This is a genomic window from Rhodococcus jostii NBRC 16295 (assembly GCF_001894825.1).
Classification (GTDB): Bacteria; Actinomycetota; Actinomycetes; order Mycobacteriales; family Mycobacteriaceae; genus Rhodococcus_F; species Rhodococcus_F jostii.
Window position 1 is genome coordinate 18858 of sequence record NZ_BCWY01000068.1, and the last position, 19226, is coordinate 38083.

Below are 19226 nucleotides of genomic sequence, written 5' to 3' on the forward strand. Positions count from 1 at the left end.
AGACGATGACAACACTCGTGGGTTACGCGAGCGCGAAGGGTTCGACCCGCGGGACCGCCGAACGCATCGCGGCGGGGCCCGATTCGGCCGGTCATGACGCGGACCTGCGGTCCTGCGCCGGTATCGCCGAAGCTCGCGACTACGAGGTGGTGGTGCGCGGTAGTGCAATCCGCAACGGACAGTGGCTCCCGGCCGCCCCGGACATGATCGACCGCCTGCGCCCGCACCTGGAGAGCAAGGCTGTGTGGGCGTCATCCGTGTCCTCGGTGGGCGCCACGAGCATCATACTGTCGCCGCAGTTGGCGAGAGACCTGCGCCGGGCGACCCCGGAACCGCGGGCCGTCCAAGAGTTGCGGGCGACAGCAGATGTCCGTGACCACCGATTCTTCGCCGGGGCGATCGCACCCGGTGACTGGCCCGGAGTCGGGCGACTGGTCGTCCAGCTGATGAGCGGCCGCTACAACGATGCGCGCGACTGGCCCCATATCGACCGGTGGACGGCGTCCCTCCGCGCGGAGGCTTCCCGAGGTGAGCGGCGATGATGACATTTGGGTGGGTTCGACAGCGAACCGGCCATACACCGTTCGAAGGTGGTGCCCCCGGGTTGTCGCGCACGCGCTGGATTGCGTTGTGCGCGAGCGCCGAGACCGTCGGCATGACCGCTGCCGCGGTGGCGGCGAAGCTGTCACAGCATGTTCTCGGTGGTCAGCCGAGGGGCTGGGATGCGGCGCTGGCACTGCTGCTGGTGGTGGCGGGTGGGTTGGTCGAAGGGGTGGCGCTCGGCGCGTTGCAGGCGAGTGGATTGCAGCGGCGGATTCCGCGGCTGAATCGGCGTCGGTGGCTCCTGGTCACCGTGGCGGTGGCGGGGTTGGGCTGGGCGGCCGCCTCGGTCCCCGGGGTGTTTTCCGATGACGGTGATGCGGAACCGGCGTTGCTCGTCGTGGTGGCCGGTGCGCTCGGTCGGGGGGTGCGGTGATGGGTGCGGTCCTCGGTGCCGCTCGAGCGATGACGCTGCGCCGTCTCGTTCCTCGTCCGACGCGCTGGGTGCTGGCCAACACCATTGCCTGGCCGCCCACGATGGTCGTGATCTTCGTCGGTGCGACAACTCCGGAAAGCGGCTGACCCACGGTGGCTGTCGCCGCGCTCGGCGCGATCACCGGCCTCGCGGCCGGTACAGTCCTCGGCGTCGTCACGGGTTGGTTCCTGCCCACCCTCTACGGCGCAGGGGCCGAGAACGACGAACTCACCGGTCACCTGGAAGGGACATGACATGTCTCATGAGGCGTCGTAGATCGGGGTCGGACCTCACCACACGGCAGCGAGGCGCCGTAATCGTGCTGGCGGGTGTGCAACTGTCGCTCGCCGTCGCCGCATGGGCGGACCTCTCCTCGCGTGATCCCCGGGAACTGCACGGCAGCACACGGAGGTGGGCTGCGATCATTGCCGTCAACTTCTTCGGACCGATCGTCTACTTCGCCCGGGCCCGTCGCACATCGGACGGGAATCTTCCAGGCTGAAACTGGTGGTTTGATGTCTCCGGCTACGAGGTCCGGTCCGTCCGCGCCGGCGCACTGTGTTCGGCGAGAGTCCGACCCCACCGTTCGGCACGTTCTTCCTCACCTGCCTCCAACACCGATTCCTTGTCGACGAGGAAACTCTCCGGGTTCGCGATGAGTTCGAAACCCAAGTTCCGCAACTTCTTACCGATTCCTTTCGATGCGCGCCCGGTCACCAATGCGGGTGCGTCGACTCGGGTATCGAAGGCCGCAGCCTTGCCGTGGGCGGACCGAACCGAACCGAGCCACTCGCGAATTCCTTCGCTCTCGGCATCCGGTTCCACCGTCAGCGCAGTGTCCGTGCGCGCCTTCTCGACCGCGCCCTTACGGGTAGCTTCCCGGCTCATGCCGTGCACGTGCGTGGGCCCTCCGACCACGACCAGGTCGTAACCGGACAGGTCCGTATCCCGTATCTGCGACACGGGGAGTATCTGTGCTGTGCCGACCGGCCCGAGGCCGCGGGCAATCGCTTCCGCCACGTGACGGGTGTTTCCGTACATCGACTCGTACACCACGATTGCGTGCATGTCTCATGCTCCTTGCTCTGGTGCGCCAATCCCTGCTCGCGCTCTTTCGGTGAACAGTGGTGCGGGTTCTCCCGCTGATCACCACTGTTCCAGCGCGCGCCGTCGTCGATGAAGAGGAGAAAGTCATCGACGACGAGGTTTGCGTCATCTACCGACGCTCGCTCGGACGGCGCCGAGCTGCCCGTCATTTCCCAGGGTGATGAGGATGGCTCCTGGCTCGATTCGGGTGTGCCCACTCGGGTTCGTGATGAATTTCCCTGACGGTGAACGGATTGCGACCAGGAGGGCGCCGCTGGTATCGCGCAGCGCGGCCTCGGAGAGGGTGCGGCCCACCAACTGTGAGGTGGCCGGGACCTCGACTTCCTCGATCCGGTAATCCAACGTCGCGTCGTGCACCACCACGTCCAGGAACTCGGAGACGTGAGGTTGCAGGGCGAAGGCACCCATTCGTCGGCCGCCGATCAGCTGGGGATTGACGACTCGATTGGCGCCGGCCCGAATCAGTTTGGATGTTGATTCCTCATTTCGGGCGCGGGCGATGATAACCAGGTCAGGGCGCAGTGCTCTGCTCGAGAGGCTGACATATACGTTGTCGGCATCGGTGTCGAGTGCCGTGATCAGGGCATGGGCGCGCGCGATCCCGGCCGCTTGGAGGGTGCTGTCGTCGGTGACGTCTCCGACGACGGTGGGGCAGTCGAGTCCGCGCAACCGTTCCAGATCGCTGTCGACGACGACGACCGGCCGTCCGACCGAGGACAGATAGTGCGCGCTCGCCCTTCCGACGCGACCCCACCCGCAGACGATGACGTGCCCGGACATGTGCTTGATGTGATGGTCCATCCGGCGTTTCTCCATGTGCTGGCGCAAATTACCTTCGATGAGTGCCTCCAGAAGAACGCTCAGCGTGTACAACGCGGTGCCGACACCGGCCAGAATGAGGACGATGGTGAACACCTGACCCGCGGCGTCGAGTGGGTGGACCTCGCGGAAACCTACGGTGGTGATGGTCGTGACGGTTTGGTACAGCGCGTCGAGGAAGCCGAACCCGAGAACGAGGTAGCCGATCGTTCCGACCACGATGACGGACCCGAACACCCCGAGCGCTCGACCGAATCTCAGCAATGGGCTCATCGCGATACTCCCATGTGCCCGTGCATGACGATTCCTTCCCTCACCGTTCAGCGTTGCCGTCGCAGACATTGCGCGGCAAGGGCCATTGGGCCCCAGGCGGTGCTCCGATCCTCGCGTTCGGGGGAACGCCAAGGGCGAGCACGTGACCGGAGAAGGGTCGTAATGCTCTGGTTCGGGCGCACCGTGTGAGAGATGGTGGGAGGGACGGAGGCGCGCTGAGCGATGGTCAAGCACTGGCTGGTGATGGAAACCGACGAGGACGGCGCCCGGGCGCCGTTTCGCACCCGGGTGGCGGGGGCCGGACGGCATCTGCCCGTGACGCGGCTGACCACCGAGGATCTGATGGCAACGACACGCCACCGGACGCATATCGATCTCGAGCGGCTCACGGGCATACACGAGCGACGCGTCTCGGTCGGCGACGAAGACTCCTACACCCTCGCCACCGCTGCCGCCCGCGACGCCCTGCAACGATCCGGCCGCTCGGCCGCCACGCTGGACGCGGTGATCAGTTGCAGCATCACTAAACTCCGCGGCGGCCTCACCCAATGGCTGGAGCCGACGATGAGCAGCGTGATCGCGCAATCCCTCGGCGCCGAGAAGGCCATGACATTCGACGTCGCCAACGCATGCGCGGGCATGCTCACCGGTGTGACGGTGGCGAACAACTGGATTCGCCAGGGGATCATCGAGCGTGCCCTCGTCGTCAGCGGCGAATACATCTCCCAACTCGGCCAGAACGCCGCGCAGCACATCCGCAACATCATGAGCAAGGAACTGGCATCGTTGACACTGGGTGACGCGGGCGCCGCCCTGCTGCTCGAGCGGGCCCCCGCAGGCTCGGCTGGGATCCGGCTCGCGGGCTTCACCACGGTGGCCGACTACAGCCGCCTGTGCCTGGCCTACCCGAAGGGGGACGCCCCCGGCGCACGCATGTTCACCAATTCGCGAGCGATCCAGAAGGCCGCGATCGCCGACACCCCCTTGTTGCTGCACGAGGTCCTCGACACGCTCGGACTGTCGATCCACGACATCGACCATGTGATCACCCACCAGACCTCGGCGAGGGCGATCCGCAAAGGAATGGCCGAAATGAAGGCATCCTTCGGAGACACTCCTCGACACGACGCGGTCATCACCGTCGACCGGTACGGGAACACCGCCTCGACGACCCACACCGTGGCCCTGGTCGAAGAACTCGAGGCCGGCCGCATCCGGCCGGGCGAGACCGTTGCGTTGATCTCCCTGGCGTCCGGGCTCGAGATCGGGGTGGTTCTGCTGGAAGTGGACGAGGAACTGGTGGCTGGTTATGGGCACGATCATTGATCGGCTGGACGTCGCCCGCGGCGGGTGGCGCAGCCGACACAGCGCACTCCACCTCGCGGTGTCCGCGGCCAAGACCTGCCTCGAGCGAGCCGGACGCAGCCCCGACGAGGTGGACCTGCTCGTGAACGCCGGCTTGTACCGCGACCGCAATCTGGGCGAGCCCGCCCTCGCCGCGCTGATCCAGGACGACATCGGCGCCCATCCCGAGGACCCCCATCCGGATGTGCACGGCACCTTCTCGTTCGACATTGCGAACGGCACCTGTGGAGTGCTCACAGGCTTGCAGATCGTCGACGGATTTCTGCGCTCACACGCGATCAACTGTGCGCTCGTCGTCGCCAGCGACGCCGACCCCGGCCACGGAATGAGCGATGGGTTTCCGCTCTCCCCGACCGGGGGAGCAGTGTTATGCAGCTGGGCCGACGACCCCTACGGCCTCGGCCCCGTCCACTGGGTGAACATCCCCGACGGCGGCGAGGCCTTCCACGCGACGATCGGGCAGACAGACGCACGAAATGTCCTGCGCTTCCACGAATCCGAATCGATGGACGAGAACTATGCGTCCGCGGGTGCCGCAGCCGTCACCGCATGCCTGCGCGCGGCCTCCACCACGCTGGCGGAGGTCGACTCGATCGTGGCTGCACCGGCCCGCCCGGGATTCCGAGCGGGCTTGGCGGGGAAGCTGGAGATACCCGGAGAGCGGATCACCGTCGCCGACGACGAGCGTATGCACACCGCAGCACTCGTGGCCGGACTCGACCAGGGCGACCACCGCCTACCAGCCGGAACATGCACCCTGTTCGTCGCCGCGGGTGCGGGCGTGACCGCGGGCGCCGCCCTCTATAACGAGCCACCCGTGTCCGTGTCGTACAAAGTGAACTGACGCAGCCAGGCGGTCGATGGACTGCCTGACCGATGACGGTCTGCAGGGGCATGTTGCTCGATTCTCGAAGCACGTTCGGAAGTCGCGACACCATCGATGCTTGTGGTGGGTGTCCGGCGCTGGTCGGGGAGAAGCGTGTCGGTACCCATGCCGTCACAATCGATGCGACCCCGGAACAGATATGGCCCTGGATCACCAAACTGGGTTCGGGGCGGCGCGGGTTCTACGGCCTTGCAGACGACGTCACCAACCCTCACCACGAAGATGGTGTGGGTCTCTCGCCCCGTTACGTCGAGACCGTCGAACGAACCGTGAGTGCAGGCGTCGGCGCCGGGCACGGTGGCGCCGTTCCAGACGGTCACGGTCGACCGGTGAGCAGGAGGGTGCCCGACGGAATCCGCCCACCGTCCCCGTCCGGTTGCAGATCGACGTCCGGATGCATTTGTGACCCCTGATGATCGTGATCGACGACGAGTGCGAACTCGACCGTGGTTGGGGTGGTTCCGGTGACGTCGTCGAGGGATATGTAATTCGCAACCCCTACCAGGGCGCCGTCGATGAATGCCCCCAGCGCGCAGTGGTCGGGATTCTGCAGACATAACGTCGCCGCCAGTTCGTCGAGATGCGCCGCACGCACCACGAAGAACCTCAGGTAGGTGTCGTGTTCGTTCAGCCGCTGGTGAAGTTGCTGCACGGCGTCCCAGTCCCGGGCCGCCAAGTGGCGCACCATCACATCCGCCGCCGGGGTCACCTCGGTGCTCGGCATCTGACCTCACTCGTTCCGCGTCATTGTCCCCGGGACTCATTGAACCGCGGTAGGTCGTCGGGAGTCAGAGCCATATGTCGCCGACTGCGGTCCTTTGCCCCTATTCGGCGATCTGTTCACCCGGCGATGCTGGACGTATACATCCAATGCAACGCGGGACCGTCGATGACCCACCGGCGACCGGGATGTCCGACGGTGTCGGTGCGTGGTCGGTAACCCGGCTGAGCGCATCGTCGCCACGCGTGCGGAGCGCTCGATCGCCACCAACCAAGCGAGGGAGGGTCGAAATGAACGAGAAGAAATGGTCGGTCGACATCGTCATCGACGAACACGACTCGGAGGACACGGAAACCGGACCTGGGCGGAGGCTCGTTTGCGAACCCGCGACACCTCGACACTGGTGGGTACCGGGTTCGCTCGTCGCAGCCCGAAGGACCCCGCCGTACCGGAATCGGTGACGAACTGGCTGCCGCACGGGCGCTGGCGGACCTCGCCCAGCAGCTGATCGAAACGACCGCCGCGGACTTGGAAGCGGTTACCAAGGAACCGGTGCACCTCACGTCGTAGCCATCGCCGGAAACATCGCCGGCGTCTATTTCGCGTGCGCATCCTTCCATCCGCAGTGCGCGACCGACTCATGAGCCGATACAGTCCCCACCTTCACCGCAGAGGTCGACGGGTGTTCAGGGCAGGGGAGCGGACCAACGAAGGGTGGTGCCGCCGCCTGCGGTGGTGGTGTCGATCGTGAACCGCCCGTTGGCCTGCCGCGCCCGGGCCTCGAGATTGTCGAGGCCACTGAGTTCGGCGTCGTCGGGGATGCCGACGCTGTTGTCGGCCACCTCGATCGCGAGGTCGTCGTAGACGGAAATGCTGATGGTCGCCGTGTCGGCGGCCGCATGTCGCACCACGTTGCTCAGGGATTCGCGGAGTACGGCTTCGGCGTGGTCGGCCAGAGTTGCATCGATGACCGACAGCGGGCCTGACATGTGCACGGTGGTGCGGAGCCCGGAGTCCGCGGTGATCTCCGCGATGATCCCGTTGAGCTGGCGCCGCAGTTGGGTGGTTTGACCCGCGCCGCCGTGCAGATCGAAGATCGCGGTTCGGATGTCGCGCATGATGTCGTGCAGGTCGTCGATCGTGTGCCCGAGCCGTTCTTTGACCTCGGGGGACTTTGCGCGTTGCAGCGTGCTCTGCAGCGACAGCCCCGCCGCGAACAGCCGCTGGATCACATGATCGTGGAGATCCCGGGCGATGCGGTCACGGTCGGCAAGGACGTCGAGTTCGCGCATCCGACGCTGGGTGTTGGCCAGTTGCAGCGCTACGGCCGCCTGGTCCGCGAAACCGGACATCAGGGCGAGTTGATCCTCGGTGAATGCCGGCGATCCCTCGCTGCGGAGGGTGACCAGGACCCCGGTCACCGACTGGGCGGCCCGCAGTGGCAGGACCATCGCCGGCCCGAACGGTGTGGTCGGTTCGAAGCCGGGGTCGAAGGCCAGCTTTTCGACACGTAGCGGCATCAAGCTGCGGAAAGCCTCGCCGGAGGTCGAGCCTTCGAGCGGAATCGTCCCGCCGATGATCCGATCGGACACCGTCCCGGCGGACACCGTCACGATCAGTTCGGTGACCCCGTCCGAGGCCACCTCGGGATCGTCGGGCACGGCGAGGAAGGTGCTGTCCGCGTCGGTGAGTGCCAGTGCGTCGTCGGCGACGACCTGCAGTACGTCGGCGGTGTCACTGCCGGCCAGCAGTTCGGTGGCGATTGCGCGGGTCGCCTCGAGCCACAACTGTTTGGTGCGCGACTCTTCGTACAGTCGGGCGTTCTCGATGGCGATTCCTGCCGCGGCGGCCAGGGCGAGCAGGATGATCTCGTCGTCCTCGGTGAACGCTTGGCCGTTCGCCTTCTCGGTGAGGTACAGGTTCCCGAATACGGTGTCCCGGATCTGGATCGGCACTCCGAGGAAGGTGCTCATCGGCGGGTGGTGCGCCGGGAATCCCGCGGCCGCCGGATGGTGGGAGAGGTCGTCGAGGCGGATCGGCTTCGGGTTCGTGATGAGATACCCGAGTACGCCTCTGCCGCGGGGAAGCTCGCCGATCTCGGCGCGTGTCTCCTCGTCGATGCCCTCGAAGACGAATGCGCTCAGATCGTCACTGGCACCGAGGACCCCACCGCGCCGTATCGTGCGTCCACCAGGTTGATCGCGGCGTGAACGATCGTGCGGAGGGCGTCGTCGAGGTCGAGCCCGGAGGTCACCGCGAGCATGGCGTCGAGCAAGTCGTCGACGTGGTCGCGTGATTCGACGATCTGCTCGATGCGGTCCCGCACTTCGGTGAGCAGTTCGCGCAGACGGAGCTCGGAGAGGGATCCGAGCAGTGAACGGGGATCCCGGTCACTTTGTCGACGGGGCACGAGGCGCATTCTCCCACCTCGGCACTGCCTCGGGACGCTGAACAGGTCCGGCCCGCCTCGGGTAACCGGGGGATCTAGCGGTACCCGGTGCGATGGGGTGGCATCTTCGTCGCAAGCACGGCGGCTGGGTGCGGCGTTCGACCCCCAGCTTGGTCAGCAGTCGTGACACATAGTTCTTTGACGGTCTTCTCCGCGAGAAACATTCGTTCGGCGATCTGCCGGTTGGTCAGCCCTTCGCCCAGGAGCGCGAGCAAGGTCCGTTCCTGGTTGGTCAGGCGCCCGAACTGACCGTTCTCCTCGTCGCGTCCGAGCGAAGCTTCGCCATCAACGCGGCGGCGGCGCGGCTGTCGAGCAACAATTTGCCGGCCTCGACATCGTGAACGGCCTCGGCCAGCGCCATCCCTCGAATGTCTTTGACGACGTAGCCGCTGGCTCCGGCGAGGATGGCGTCGAGCATCGCGTGGTCGTCGGTATAGGACGTCAGCATCAGTCAACGCAGCCCCGGCATCTTCGAGAGCAGTTCACGGCACAGTTCGATGCCGTTGCCGTCGGGCAGGCGGACGTCGAGTACTGCGACATCGGGTCGGAGTGCCGGGATCCGTGCGAGGGCCTGGGAGTATGACGCCGCTTTGCCGATGACGTCCAGTTCGGGGTCCGCGGTGAGCAGATCCGCGATTCCGCGGCGAACGACTTCGTGATCATCGACGAGAAATACGTTGATCATGCGCAATGTCGCGATCCGCGAGTGGGCGCAGTCACGTCACAGGTTGCGGCAGAGGCGAGCAGTGCCGAGGAAGCTCGCACCGGGTCACCTGCCGTCATCGGAGGCCGCTCCGTCTGGGGCCCACCGCGAACACCGAGTCCGTCGGGCGCCGGGGGGTCTGCCGCGGGGGAACCTTCTGCTCGGCGGCGCCCACCCGGATCAATGCCTGGGGATATCCACCGTCGGGGAGAAGGTTCCGGATCATGTCTCTGCTCTGGCGGAGTTCGGTCATATGGGTGAGGGGGCACGTTGCGATTAAGTCGACGGTGACTTCGAGGAGCACCGAGGACAACGCCTCACCGGAGCGCAGCCAATCCAGCCGTCCGTCATTGTCGGTGCTCAACAGCAGGACGGTTGAGCGATCGATCTTCTCGGTCGAGTCATCGTCGCGGCCGATGGGGAACCTCCGACCGATATCCACTCGCGCACGATTCTCCGCGGTTGCCAGCGCCTCCGCGGGAATTCCCCCTGCCGGTATGGAATGGCCAGCCCACCAATGCAACTCGGATTGGTATGCGGAGTCGTACTTCCGTGCTGCGGCGGTGAGTTCGGTGGCCGCGGCCAGCACCGGGCGCGCGCCCTGCGGCAGGACTGTCAGTTGCACCCCCTGCCGGCGCACGAGGTCGGGTAGTGAACGGGGAAGTGGATTCTTCAGACCGAGGGGACCGAACGGTCGGCGGTCGGAGTGTCGGTGCCTGATCGCGGTGAGCAGATCGAAGTCGTGGGAGCGGGGTTGGGCGTCGTGGCGGAAGCGGATTGTCGCCAGGTGACCCGAGTGCGGACCCTCGGGAAGGCGGTGGATGTCGGTCGACCATCGCAGTGCGGTCAACGCTGTCTTCAGGTGGTGCAGTGCGGCCCCGCAGCTGATCACCTGTTGCCGGCCGGTCGGGTCCGCCGACGCCAGGAGGCGGCCTCGTTCGGTGTGGAGATCGAGTCGGCCGTCCGTGTAGGTCCACTGCCAGGGCTGACTGTTGTGCACCGACGGTGCGCGGCATGCCAGGTCCACGGCGATTCGAACGACGTTCTCGTCGGGGATGGTGCTGTCCATGATCGCGCCTCCGCTTCGGTTCACTCTCCGCCTCGACTTACGGCGGGAGGGTGGTTCATGCCCCTCAGTCTTCGCCGAACGCGACGGCGGAGTTAGGGCCGATAGTCACCGTGGAGAGGGCGAATCGCCGGGACCTTGATGCGGCGGATACGGCAACAGCATTGCGGTAGCGAGGCACACCGTGCCCACGAGAGCCGCTGCGGCACCGACACCGATCGTCGGTGTTGCGAACCACACGCCCAGGAGGACGACGACGAGGGCGATGACGGCACCGACGAGAACGGCGACTGCGATACCGGCCGGGCGGAGGAACCGCACGTCTGAGGGATCGACGTACTGCTGCGACGAATGCTGGTCCGCAGTGTTAGATGGTGCCAGTGCGCGTTTGCCGGGCATGATGACCTCGTTCCAGCGCCGACGTCGGTTCCCAGTATGTGCAGGTCGGCTCTCTACAACGGTGCGGTCGCGGTGACCTCCCCGGGAGGGCCGAAAGTCACTTCTCCCCAGACGGTGTCCGCCGGAATGGCCAATCGCCGCAATTCGTCCGCATCGTGGGCCAACCCCAGCACTGACGGCGGTACGACGGCAGTGCGCTTTTGGCGACCACATCGCCTGATGCCGCGATTCGGGCCCAAAGTCACTACCAGAGCCACCTCGGCACTGACACCCTGAAATGCGAAACGAAATTCATCCGCGAAAGTGACGACGAGGCCGCCTTCTCGGGGAGGTGATGTCATCGTGGTCGACAGGCAGCGGATCGTCGACGGCTCCCCGAACGGCTCCCCGAACGGCTCCCCGAACGGCGACCCGAACGGCGACCCGAACGGCGACCCGAACGGCGACCCGGCCGTCGGCCCTCGCATTCGAGGAGTGCGCTTTACACAAAGCGGAACTGATCGCGCTGCACGCATGGTCGGACCAAGACCCGGCGACGCTCCCGGTCGAGGCAGCGGACGAAGCCAGGTCCCCGGTGGAGACCGCGGAACGGTCGATCCTTACGGAAAGCGTGACCGGGTGGTGTGAACGATTCTCCGACGTCCCGGTGCGCAGACCCTTTGGTCGGGACCGGCCCGTGCGCCACCTTCTGGAGCTGGCAAGCGACGCCCAGCTGATCGTGGTGGGCAGCAGGGGGCGGGGCGGGGTCGCCGGGATGACCCTCGGCTCGACAAGCGCAGCCCCGCTGCACACAACTCCGTGCCCTCTCCTGATCGTCAGACCCGCACCAGCGACTAGCGCGTACACGATTCGACGAGCGCCAGGACGAGAACGGGACCGAAGCCCCCCGAAGATCCGACGAGTGTCGATGACCTTGGGCCCTACACCTGCACCGCGCCGCGGAGAAACACTCGAAGGAGCACACTCTCAGGAGGCCGTCATGATCGGCGAACAAACATCACCGGTGCGGATGTGGCGATTGGGACCCTGGAGCGGGAACCGACTGATGCGGGCCAGCGATCGCCTCGAGTCCTCGGTCTTTATCGTCGTCGTCGCCCTGGTACTGATCATGGTGCCCTTCGCCGCAGCCTTCGGAACCGCCACCAATACACGTCTGAACGACCAGACCCGCACCGACCGCGAAACTCGGCATGAGATACCGGCGGTGCTCCTCGCGGACTCACGAGCTCAACTGGCGGATACCACTCCGGCGCCACGCAGCAAGGGGCCGGCACCGGCACAGTGGACCGCGAACGGGACCACACACACCGGTCAGGTGCAGACCGACCCGGAAGCGAAGTCGGGGCAAACAATCAGCGTGTGGATCGACCAAGTCGGCAACCTCGTCGATCCACCGACGACGGGCACCGAAAACGCCCTCGCTGCCGTGGGCTCGGCACTCGCGGTGTGGACAACGATATCCTCGTTCTTCCTCCTGATGCTATTCGGAATCCGCTGGGCAGGGACGAGATACCGGATGACGCAGTGGGACCGCGAGTGGAGAAACCTCGGAAAGGCACCGGGATGGCCGGTCAGCTGACGAACACACCGGCACAGGGCGCACACGAGGCGGTAATGTCCGTCCGGGTGCCACGCCCGACACACTCAGGCGCCCACTGTCGGAAGTCCGGTTCCATGAGCTGCCCGGATTCGGATCAGGATAAACAACTCTCCACGGCTGAGTGACATTCGGCTCCACGCCGAGTACCTCCGGCCCTGACGCCACCCGGGGATACCGGACACAGTGAAGATGACGGGGCTTTCGACGGTAAGGCCAAACAGTGGACGACAACTTGAGCTTCCTGGACGCGGGTTTCCTCGAAACGGAGGACTCCGACCCACACGCGAGCCTGACAATCGGGGCCCTCGCCATCATCGACGGCCCCGTTCCCGGGCAAGACAAATTTCGTGACACCGTCGCCGCACGTTTCGCGGAGCTCCCGCACGCCCGAGACAGGGTTCACACCGTCCCACTGGACTTCAGCGCGCCCTCCTGGTCGCAGGACCCCCATTTCGACCTCGGTCATCACCTGCGGCGGGTCGCCCTCCCGGAACCAGGGGAGGAGGAGGCTCTGTTCGGCTTCGTCGCCCGGGTCATGGCGCACCGGCTCGACCGCGACCGTCCCTTGTGGGAATGCTGGGTCGTCGAAGGCCTCACCGGCAACCGCTGGGCCGTGCTGACCAAGATTCATCACTGCATGGCGGACGGGATCGCAGGAACGAAACTGTTCGAGGCGATGTGCGACGAAGTCGTGGCCGAAACGCCAGTGACTGCAGAGGTTGGTGCCGATACCGAGCCGGCGTCCACCGTCAGCTCCTGGGTCGAGAGTCTGGTCCGATCGACGATCGAACTCCTTTCTCCGGCTCGGCAATTGCGCCTCGTTGCGGCGGCGCTGGCTGTTCCTCGTCGGGTGACGGTCGCGGGTGTCGGCGCAGTGAACGGCTTCACGCACCTGCTCTCTGAGATGCTGATGTCGTCGACCGGCACCTCGTTGATCGGGCCGATCGGGCGCCAGCGCCGGTACTGCGCGGCGCGAGTCCGGATGCGGGATGTCCGCGAGATCTGCACCGCCTACGGGGTCACCGTGAACGATGTCGCGCTCGCGGCGATCACCAGCGGATTGCGGCAGCTGCTCCTGCAGCGCGGGGAACACTCCGGCGCACACACGGTTCGTACCCTGGTTCCCGTATCCGTACGCTCCGCAACCGAAGACTGCACGGTCCACAATCAGGTCTCGCTGATGCTGCCCTTCCTGCCCGTCGACATCGAAGACCCAGTCGAACAATTGGCCGCCGTCCACGACCGGCTCACAGCGCACAAGGCGAGAAAGGAAGCCGAAGTAGGCAAGGCGTTCACCGCGGTGGCACAGTACGGGCCGTTCATGCCCATGGCCTGGGCCGTTCGACTCGCCACCCGGTTCCCCCAGCACAGTGTCGTCGCTGTCGCAACCAACGTCCCCGGGCCGACGACCACACGGCACGTGATGGGACGGACGATCCTCGAGATCCTCCCGTACGTGCCCATCGCGCTGCGGCTCCGGATCGGAATTGCGATCCTCAGCTACACAGACCACCTGGTCTTCGGCCTCACCGGAGACTACGACACCACACCGGACCTCACCGACCTCTCGGACTCGATCGAACGTGGGGTACTCACTCTCCTCACCGCAGCGCGGACGGCTGCCGATGCGTCCCAATGATCGTCGAACAATGAGATCTCGTGCGCGTGGCCGATCGCCGCCTGGCGCGCTCCTTACCGAGATCACGGCGTACTCTTCCGCTGACACCGCACCGGCGCCACGACGGCCGACAATCGCGGCGAGTAACCCGATGACGTCTGGCATTCTCGAGTTGTGACAGAACACCGCAGGGTGGAGCGCATCGGCCCGGGCGACCTCACTACCCTCGTCTCCGACGTCGGACCGGTACCCATGAATGTCGGCGCGTTACTTTTCCTTGCCGGTGACAGCGGCGTGGATGTGGTGACCATCGAGGCCACGTTCACACAACGGATCGCAGGCATTCGACGCTTACGGTAGTGCCTGGTCAGGCCGCCACGGGGCCTGGGCCGGCCGTACTGGGTCGACGACGACACGTTCGACGTCGTTGACCATGTGTCCCGGGCGTCCTGCCCGGGCCCGGGGGACCGTGACGCTGCCCTCGCAATCGCTGTGGACGCCGTTACCCGGCCGCTGCCCCGATCACGACCACTATGGAGGGCGGTCATTATCACCGACCTGGTCGACGGTCACACCGGTCTGGTGTTGGTGATGCACCATGTCCTGGCCGACGGAATCGGCGGCCTCGCCGTCCTCGCACGCCTGGTCGACGGCCTGTCCGCGGCTGAGCCGGCCGAGGAGACCGCAGCCGCCTCCCCGGCGCCCCGGCCGAGGGACCTCCTCGCCGACTGCGTTGCCGAACGCCTCCGCGAGCTGCGCCGACGTCCGCACGCGATCGCACGCATGCGTGCCGGCTGGACCGAACTCGGTCGCGGTCGCGGCAGGCGGGCACCCCGGTGTTCCTTGAACGTCGCCACCGGCTCCCGCCGCAAGGTGGTGACCGTCGAGGTCGGCCTCGACGGTGTGCGGGCAGCGGGCCGGAGGTCGGGGGCTACCGTCAACGATGTTCTATTGGTCGCCGTCACCGGGGCTTTGGCCGCCCTGCTGCGCAGGCGGAACGAGTTCCCCCAGGAGCTGGTGGTCTCGGTGCCCGTCTCGGCCCGGAGTTCGACGACGAGCGGGAACCTGGGAAACCAGGTCGGTGTGATGCCGGTCCGCGTACCGCTGGCAGGAAGTATCGAGGAGCGGCTGACCACCGTTTCGGGCATTACCCGCGCTCAGAAGATGCGAACGCGAGGTACTTCCTCGGCGCTGATCGGACCCATCTTTCGGTTCCTGGTCGCCGTGCGGATGTTTCGGTGGTTCGTTGACCGTCAGCAACTCGTCAACTCGTTTCTCACCGACTTGTCCGGCCCGCGGGGACAACTCGCCGTCGCTGGAGCCCCGATCGCGGGCATTGCGCCGATTACCGTCACTGCGGGGAATGTCGGCGTCGCGTTCGCGGCGCTGTCCTACGCAGGCACATTGACGGTCACGATCATCGTAGATCCCGCCGTCATACCCGAGATCCACGAGCTCGCCACGGCTCTGCAAGAACAATTTCGGGCGGCCATCGAATAACAAAGCGGGCCGCCCGTTCATGTCAAGGTCGCAAAGGCAGGCGCCCGAATGACACCCGCAAGTCACACCGCCCCAGTGCACAGCGGTGGTGGCACCCCGGTACGCCTCCGACTGGGCCTTGTTCGCCGGCCGGTACGTCGCCCGGGATCAGCGTGCGCCACAGCCCATCGGTCACCTCCGGTGGAGTTCGCGAACTGCAATATCAGGCATCCGCCGGGCCGGCTCGCTCGTCACCACCTCGGTTCTTCAGCGGCGATTCGTCGCCATGCACCTCCCACACGCCTGTGCCCTCGAGACGACGATCGTGGCCGAAGATTGGTCGGGCCGACTCGACATCCGCTCGGAACTGGACGGTGCGGTCCAGAACACTCTTGTCGAGCGCTACCGCGACCTCGCCAGTCCGCCTCATCTTTTGCCCGCAGTGGCCGGAAACGCTCGGCACCCTCGAGTTTCCCATTTTCTACCGGGGACACCGCCTGCGCCTGCGCATCAACGGTAAGGCGGTGCAGGTCAGCGCCGGCGCGGGAAGCCAGCCGCCGATCGAGATCGAATGCCGCGGCCAGGTCGCGCAACTTCACCCAGGGAGCACGGTTCACCTGGCCTAGTAGTGGCGCACGGCCGGGACCGAGCCGAGTGCACTATCAGGAACGGGTAGACGATTGTCATCGACTTCGCGGGAACGGTCCCTCCGTCGGAGGGGAAATAAGCAGCCCTCGTCGGGTCGGTGACGAAAATGGGTTCAATCAGGGGTCGAAAGGCCCTGGGGACGAGGACCATCGGGGGAGGAGAGTGGACGCGAAAGCAGTCGGACTCCGCCGCGGGCACCACCCACCCCGATAGCGGGGGAAGAAGCCATGACTGCGGTCATCGAGGTGCACAAATTGCAGAAACCCTTACTGGCCGGTGCAACGCCCATGCCCCGGAGGTCACCCGAGAGGCCGGTTGGAAGAGCTGGTCGCAACCACCGGCACGTTTCGACGGAGCCGAGGTTACGAGGTCAAAGTGCGCACACCGTCCACCCCGCCAGAAACCGCATGATCAGCTCGCGAAACCGACAACCCCTGGAGAACGTCATGAAGGCCCTCGTCTATTACGGACCCGGCAACAAAAGCTGGGATGAGGTACCCGACCCACGCATCGTCGACGAAACCGACGCAATCATCAAAATCGATGCCACCACCATCTGTGGGACCGACCTACACATCCTCAAAGGCGACGTGCCCGATATCGCAGAAGGGCGAATACTCGGCCACGAAGGCGTCGGGACTGTCGAGTCGGTCGGTAAAGCCGTCACCACGGTCGAACCCGGCGACCGCGTGTTGGTGTCGTGCGTGTGCGCCTGCGGACGTTGCCGGTACTGCCGCGAGGGCAGTTACGGACAGTGCCTCGGTGGTGGCGGCTGGATCCTGGGTAACAAGATCGATGGGGCGCAAGCGGAATTCGTGCGAGTGCCCTTCGCGGACACCTCGACCTACCCTGTTCCGGCGGGACTCGACGACGAGTCGATCTTGATGCTCGCCGACATCTTGCCCACCGCCTACGAGGTCGGAGTGATCAACGGCGGCATCAAGCCCGGCGACGTCGTCGCGATCGTCGGTGCCGGACCGATCGGGTTGGCCACAATCCTGGCTGCTCGCCTGTTCAGCCCCGCTCACATCGTCGCCATCGACCTCGCCGTGACCCGGTTGGAAGCGGCCAAGCAGTTCGGTGCCGATGTCACGATCAACCCCACCCTGGAAGACCCCGCCGAACGCATCGGGGCCATCACCGACGGACTGGGCGCCGACGTCACGATCGAAGCAGTCGGGGTGCCCGACACCTTCGAGATGTGCACTCGCCTGGTTCGTCCCGGCGGTCACGTCGCCAACGTGGGCGTGCACGGCAAGCCCGTGACCCTGCACCTGGAATATCTGTGGACCCGCAACGTCACCATCACCACCGGCCTGGTCGACACCTGGTCCACCCCCACGCTGCTGAAGTTGGTCCGCTCCGGGCAACTCGATCCGCAGAAGTTCGTCACCCACCGCTTCCCGCTCTCCGGCATCCTCGACGCGTACGACGTGTTCAGCCGCGCCACGGACACCGGAGCGCTCAAAGTGTTGTTGCACAGATAGATTCAGACGTTTCTGGTCAGGGCATGTGCGACCGTGATGCGCTCTCAGCGCTGATTCGAGTGGTTCAGGGAGCGCACGGGGCGGGCCGTGCTTCCTCCAAGTGTCCACCGCGCCGGGAGAGGTGATTCGTGAAGCGTGCGAACCGTCGTTACATGACGCAGACGGATTTCATGTCGTGGAGGATGGAGGAGGACCCGATCCTCCGGTCGACGATCATCGCGGTGGCTGTCCTCGACGAGAGCCCGGACTGGGGGCGATTCGTCCGGATGATGGATCGTGGCACGAGGGCGGTACCCATATTTCGCCGCAAGGCTGTCGGCGACTCCATCGGCCTCGCCCCGCCGCACTGGACGGACGATCCCGATTTCGATCTCTCCTGGCATCTGCGCCGCTTCAGTGTGTCGGCGCCGAGCGGATGGGCAGCTGTACTCGACTTCGCTCGCATCACCGGGATGACGGCATTCGACAAGTCGCGCCCGCTGTGGGAGTTCACGGTGATCGAGGGCCTCGAGGAGGGTAGGTCGGCACTGGTCATGAAGGTGCACCACTCGCTCACCGACGGAGTCAGCGGCATGCAGATCGCGCGTGAAATCGTGGACTTCGCGCGTGCGGGCACCGAGCGGGCGGCCCTCCCGGATTCTCCGCCGCCGGAACACGATCGTGCAGTCGGCGCGCTGCAGAACGACCTGGCCTGGCATTGGCGGACCGGGGTCACACTCACTCGGCGCGTCGCGGCATTCGCACGCGCCGAAAGCCGGACACTGAGGATGAACCCGATCACGGCGCTGCGCGAAATGGCCGCCGTGGTCGGTTCGACCGCCCGCTTCGTGCGGCCGGTGGTCACCACCCTGTCGCCGGTGATGACGAAGCGAAGCACCCGCCGACACTTCGCCGTGTTCGACGTACCGATGGAATCGCTCTGCCAAGCTGCGACCCTGTGCGGGTGTTCCCTCAATGATGCGTTCCTGGCATCGATCATGCTGGGCATGCAGCACTATCACCGGTCCCACGGCGCCGAGATCCCCGAACTGAAGATGACGCTGCCGATCAGTTTGCGCACCGATGCGGACCCGTTGGGGGGAAACCGGATTACCTTGGCGCGGTTCTCGCTTCCACTCGACGTGGACGATCCCGCCGAACTGATGCGCAGAATCGACTCCACGGTCGAGGCATGGCGGGACGAGCCTGCAGTTCCGTTGTCCTCCACCATCGCCGGGGTCCTGAATCTGTTACCGGCATCGACGTTGGGTAACATGCTCAAGCACGTCGATTTCGTCGCATCGAACGTTGTTGGTTCACCGATTCCGCTCTATGTCGCCGGAGCGCAGATCACGCGGTACTACGCCTTCAGCCCGACTCTCGGTTCGGCATTCAACGTCACGTTGATGTCCTATACCTCCCACTGCTGTGTGGGAATCGATGCCGACGCCGATGCCGTGCCGGACCTTGCAGCGATGACCGTCTCGCTCGCCGAAGGATTCCGTGCCGTGCTGAGGCTCTGCACCGACCCGGAATCCGACACCGTCGTGGCTAATCCTGCACGAGCCGACGGTGACACCTGATCCCTACCAGGCGAAGTCTCGCAACCTCA

At 65.7% G+C, this 19226-nt stretch carries 17 protein-coding genes and 6 pseudogenes; 16 read left to right on the top strand and 7 right to left on the bottom strand.

The features are described 5' to 3' along the window. Nucleotides 1-5 precede the first annotated feature (5 nt). From RJ1_RS32115 to RJ1_RS32125, 5 genes are all read left to right on the top strand, one after another. Nucleotides 6-542 carry a flavodoxin domain-containing protein gene (locus RJ1_RS32115; RefSeq protein ID WP_073366554.1) on the top strand — a complete coding sequence of 179 codons (537 nt, stop codon included), beginning with the start codon at nucleotides 6-8 and terminating at the stop codon, nucleotides 540-542. A 62-nt stretch (nucleotides 543-604) separates the two neighbouring features. After that, nucleotides 605-976 carry a hypothetical protein gene (locus tag RJ1_RS48055; RefSeq protein ID WP_240319715.1) on the top strand — a complete coding sequence of 124 codons (372 nt, stop codon included), beginning with the start codon at nucleotides 605-607 and terminating at the stop codon, nucleotides 974-976. After that, nucleotides 976-1122: a hypothetical protein gene (locus tag RJ1_RS48060; protein ID WP_240319714.1), complete on the top strand. Its 147-nt coding sequence runs from the start codon at nucleotides 976-978 to the stop codon at nucleotides 1120-1122. Before RJ1_RS48055 ends, RJ1_RS48060 begins: the two co-directional genes overlap by 1 nt. 6 nt (nucleotides 1123-1128) lie before the next feature. Then, the gene (locus tag RJ1_RS48065; protein ID WP_240319713.1) at nucleotides 1129-1269 is read left to right on the top strand and encodes a hypothetical protein; all 141 of its coding nucleotides are present in this window, start codon (nucleotides 1129-1131) and stop codon (nucleotides 1267-1269) included. An 8-nt stretch (nucleotides 1270-1277) separates the two neighbouring features. Next, nucleotides 1278-1517: a PLDc N-terminal domain-containing protein gene (locus tag RJ1_RS32125; RefSeq protein ID WP_073366531.1), complete on the top strand. Its 240-nt coding sequence runs from the start codon at nucleotides 1278-1280 to the stop codon at nucleotides 1515-1517. 23 nt (nucleotides 1518-1540) lie between these two features. Here RJ1_RS32125 and RJ1_RS32130 read toward each other — a convergent pair whose 3' ends face one another. Beyond that, nucleotides 1541-2083 (bottom strand): flavodoxin family protein, encoded by a 543-nt coding sequence (locus RJ1_RS32130; protein ID WP_073366532.1) that lies wholly within the window; start codon nucleotides 2081-2083, stop codon nucleotides 1541-1543. A gap of 144 nt (nucleotides 2084-2227) precedes the next feature. Continuing rightward, nucleotides 2228-3214, bottom strand: a complete 987-nt coding sequence (locus RJ1_RS32135) for a potassium channel family protein (protein ID WP_174695045.1) — start codon at nucleotides 3212-3214, stop codon at nucleotides 2228-2230. A 222-nt stretch (nucleotides 3215-3436) separates the two neighbouring features. Between RJ1_RS32135 and RJ1_RS32140 the strand changes: the two genes are divergently transcribed. Both RJ1_RS32140 and RJ1_RS32145 read left to right on the top strand, forming a co-directional pair. Further along, nucleotides 3437-4540, top strand: coding sequence for a 3-oxoacyl-ACP synthase III family protein (locus RJ1_RS32140; protein ID WP_073366533.1), 1104 nt, complete (start codon nucleotides 3437-3439; stop codon nucleotides 4538-4540). Next, nucleotides 4524-5423 carry a beta-ketoacyl-[acyl-carrier-protein] synthase family protein gene (locus tag RJ1_RS32145; protein ID WP_073366534.1) on the top strand — a complete coding sequence of 300 codons (900 nt, stop codon included), beginning with the start codon at nucleotides 4524-4526 and terminating at the stop codon, nucleotides 5421-5423. The genes RJ1_RS32140 and RJ1_RS32145 overlap by 17 nt, the downstream gene beginning before the upstream one ends. A 358-nt stretch (nucleotides 5424-5781) precedes the next feature. Here RJ1_RS32145 and RJ1_RS32150 read toward each other — a convergent pair whose 3' ends face one another. Beyond that, entirely contained in the window at nucleotides 5782-6189 is a 408-nt protein-coding gene (locus tag RJ1_RS32150) for a GNAT family N-acetyltransferase (RefSeq protein WP_073366535.1), read from the bottom strand. Nucleotides 6190-6490: 301 nt separating this feature from the next. On the opposite strand from RJ1_RS32150, the pseudogene RJ1_RS32155 reads away from it, so the two are divergent. Further along, nucleotides 6491-6756: pseudogene (locus RJ1_RS32155) on the top strand (dsRBD fold-containing protein). 116 nt (nucleotides 6757-6872) lie between these two features. Here the strand turns inward: RJ1_RS32155 and RJ1_RS32160 are convergent. The 4 genes and pseudogenes from RJ1_RS32160 to RJ1_RS32175 form a co-directional block, all read right to left on the bottom strand. Further along, nucleotides 6873-8605, bottom strand: a pseudogene (locus tag RJ1_RS32160) (sensor histidine kinase). Nucleotides 8606-8670: 65 nt separating this feature from the next. Then, nucleotides 8671-9320: pseudogene (locus tag RJ1_RS32165) on the bottom strand (response regulator). A 94-nt stretch (nucleotides 9321-9414) separates the two neighbouring features. Beyond that, nucleotides 9415-10407 (bottom strand): Acg family FMN-binding oxidoreductase, encoded by a 993-nt coding sequence (locus tag RJ1_RS32170; RefSeq protein ID WP_073366536.1) that lies wholly within the window; start codon nucleotides 10405-10407, stop codon nucleotides 9415-9417. A 105-nt stretch (nucleotides 10408-10512) separates the two neighbouring features. After that, the gene (locus RJ1_RS32175; protein ID WP_073366537.1) at nucleotides 10513-10803 is read right to left on the bottom strand and encodes a hypothetical protein; all 291 of its coding nucleotides are present in this window, start codon (nucleotides 10801-10803) and stop codon (nucleotides 10513-10515) included. Nucleotides 10804-11137: 334 nt separating this feature from the next. Between RJ1_RS32175 and RJ1_RS32180 the strand changes: the two are divergent. The 8 genes and pseudogenes from RJ1_RS32180 to RJ1_RS32215 form a co-directional block, all read left to right on the top strand. After that, nucleotides 11138-11563: pseudogene (locus RJ1_RS32180) on the top strand (universal stress protein); the annotation flags it as partial. Nucleotides 11564-11782: 219 nt separating this feature from the next. Further along, the gene (locus tag RJ1_RS32185; RefSeq protein ID WP_073366556.1) at nucleotides 11783-12382 is read left to right on the top strand and encodes an Rv1733c family protein; all 600 of its coding nucleotides are present in this window, start codon (nucleotides 11783-11785) and stop codon (nucleotides 12380-12382) included. Nucleotides 12383-12623: 241 nt separating this feature from the next. Then, on the top strand, nucleotides 12624-14042 hold the full coding sequence (locus RJ1_RS32190) for a WS/DGAT/MGAT family O-acyltransferase (protein ID WP_073366538.1): 1419 nt from the start codon (nucleotides 12624-12626) through the stop codon (nucleotides 14040-14042). Between the two features lie 153 nt (nucleotides 14043-14195). Beyond that, a pseudogene (locus RJ1_RS32195) lies at nucleotides 14196-15521 on the top strand (wax ester/triacylglycerol synthase domain-containing protein). Nucleotides 15522-15753: 232 nt separating this feature from the next. Then, a pseudogene (locus RJ1_RS49390) lies at nucleotides 15754-15921 on the top strand (hypothetical protein); the annotation flags it as partial. Continuing rightward, entirely contained in the window at nucleotides 15875-16126 is a 252-nt protein-coding gene (locus RJ1_RS46230; RefSeq protein ID WP_378380194.1) for a glycosyl hydrolase family 65 domain-containing protein, read from the top strand. The pseudogene RJ1_RS49390 and the gene RJ1_RS46230, both read left to right, overlap by 47 nt. 468 nt (nucleotides 16127-16594) lie before the next feature. Continuing rightward, nucleotides 16595-17635, top strand: coding sequence for a zinc-dependent alcohol dehydrogenase family protein (locus RJ1_RS32210; RefSeq protein WP_073366540.1), 1041 nt, complete (start codon nucleotides 16595-16597; stop codon nucleotides 17633-17635). 152 nt (nucleotides 17636-17787) lie between these two features. Then, nucleotides 17788-19197 carry a wax ester/triacylglycerol synthase domain-containing protein gene (locus RJ1_RS32215; RefSeq protein ID WP_073366541.1) on the top strand — a complete coding sequence of 470 codons (1410 nt, stop codon included), beginning with the start codon at nucleotides 17788-17790 and terminating at the stop codon, nucleotides 19195-19197. The last annotated feature ends 29 nt before the right edge of the window (nucleotides 19198-19226 follow it).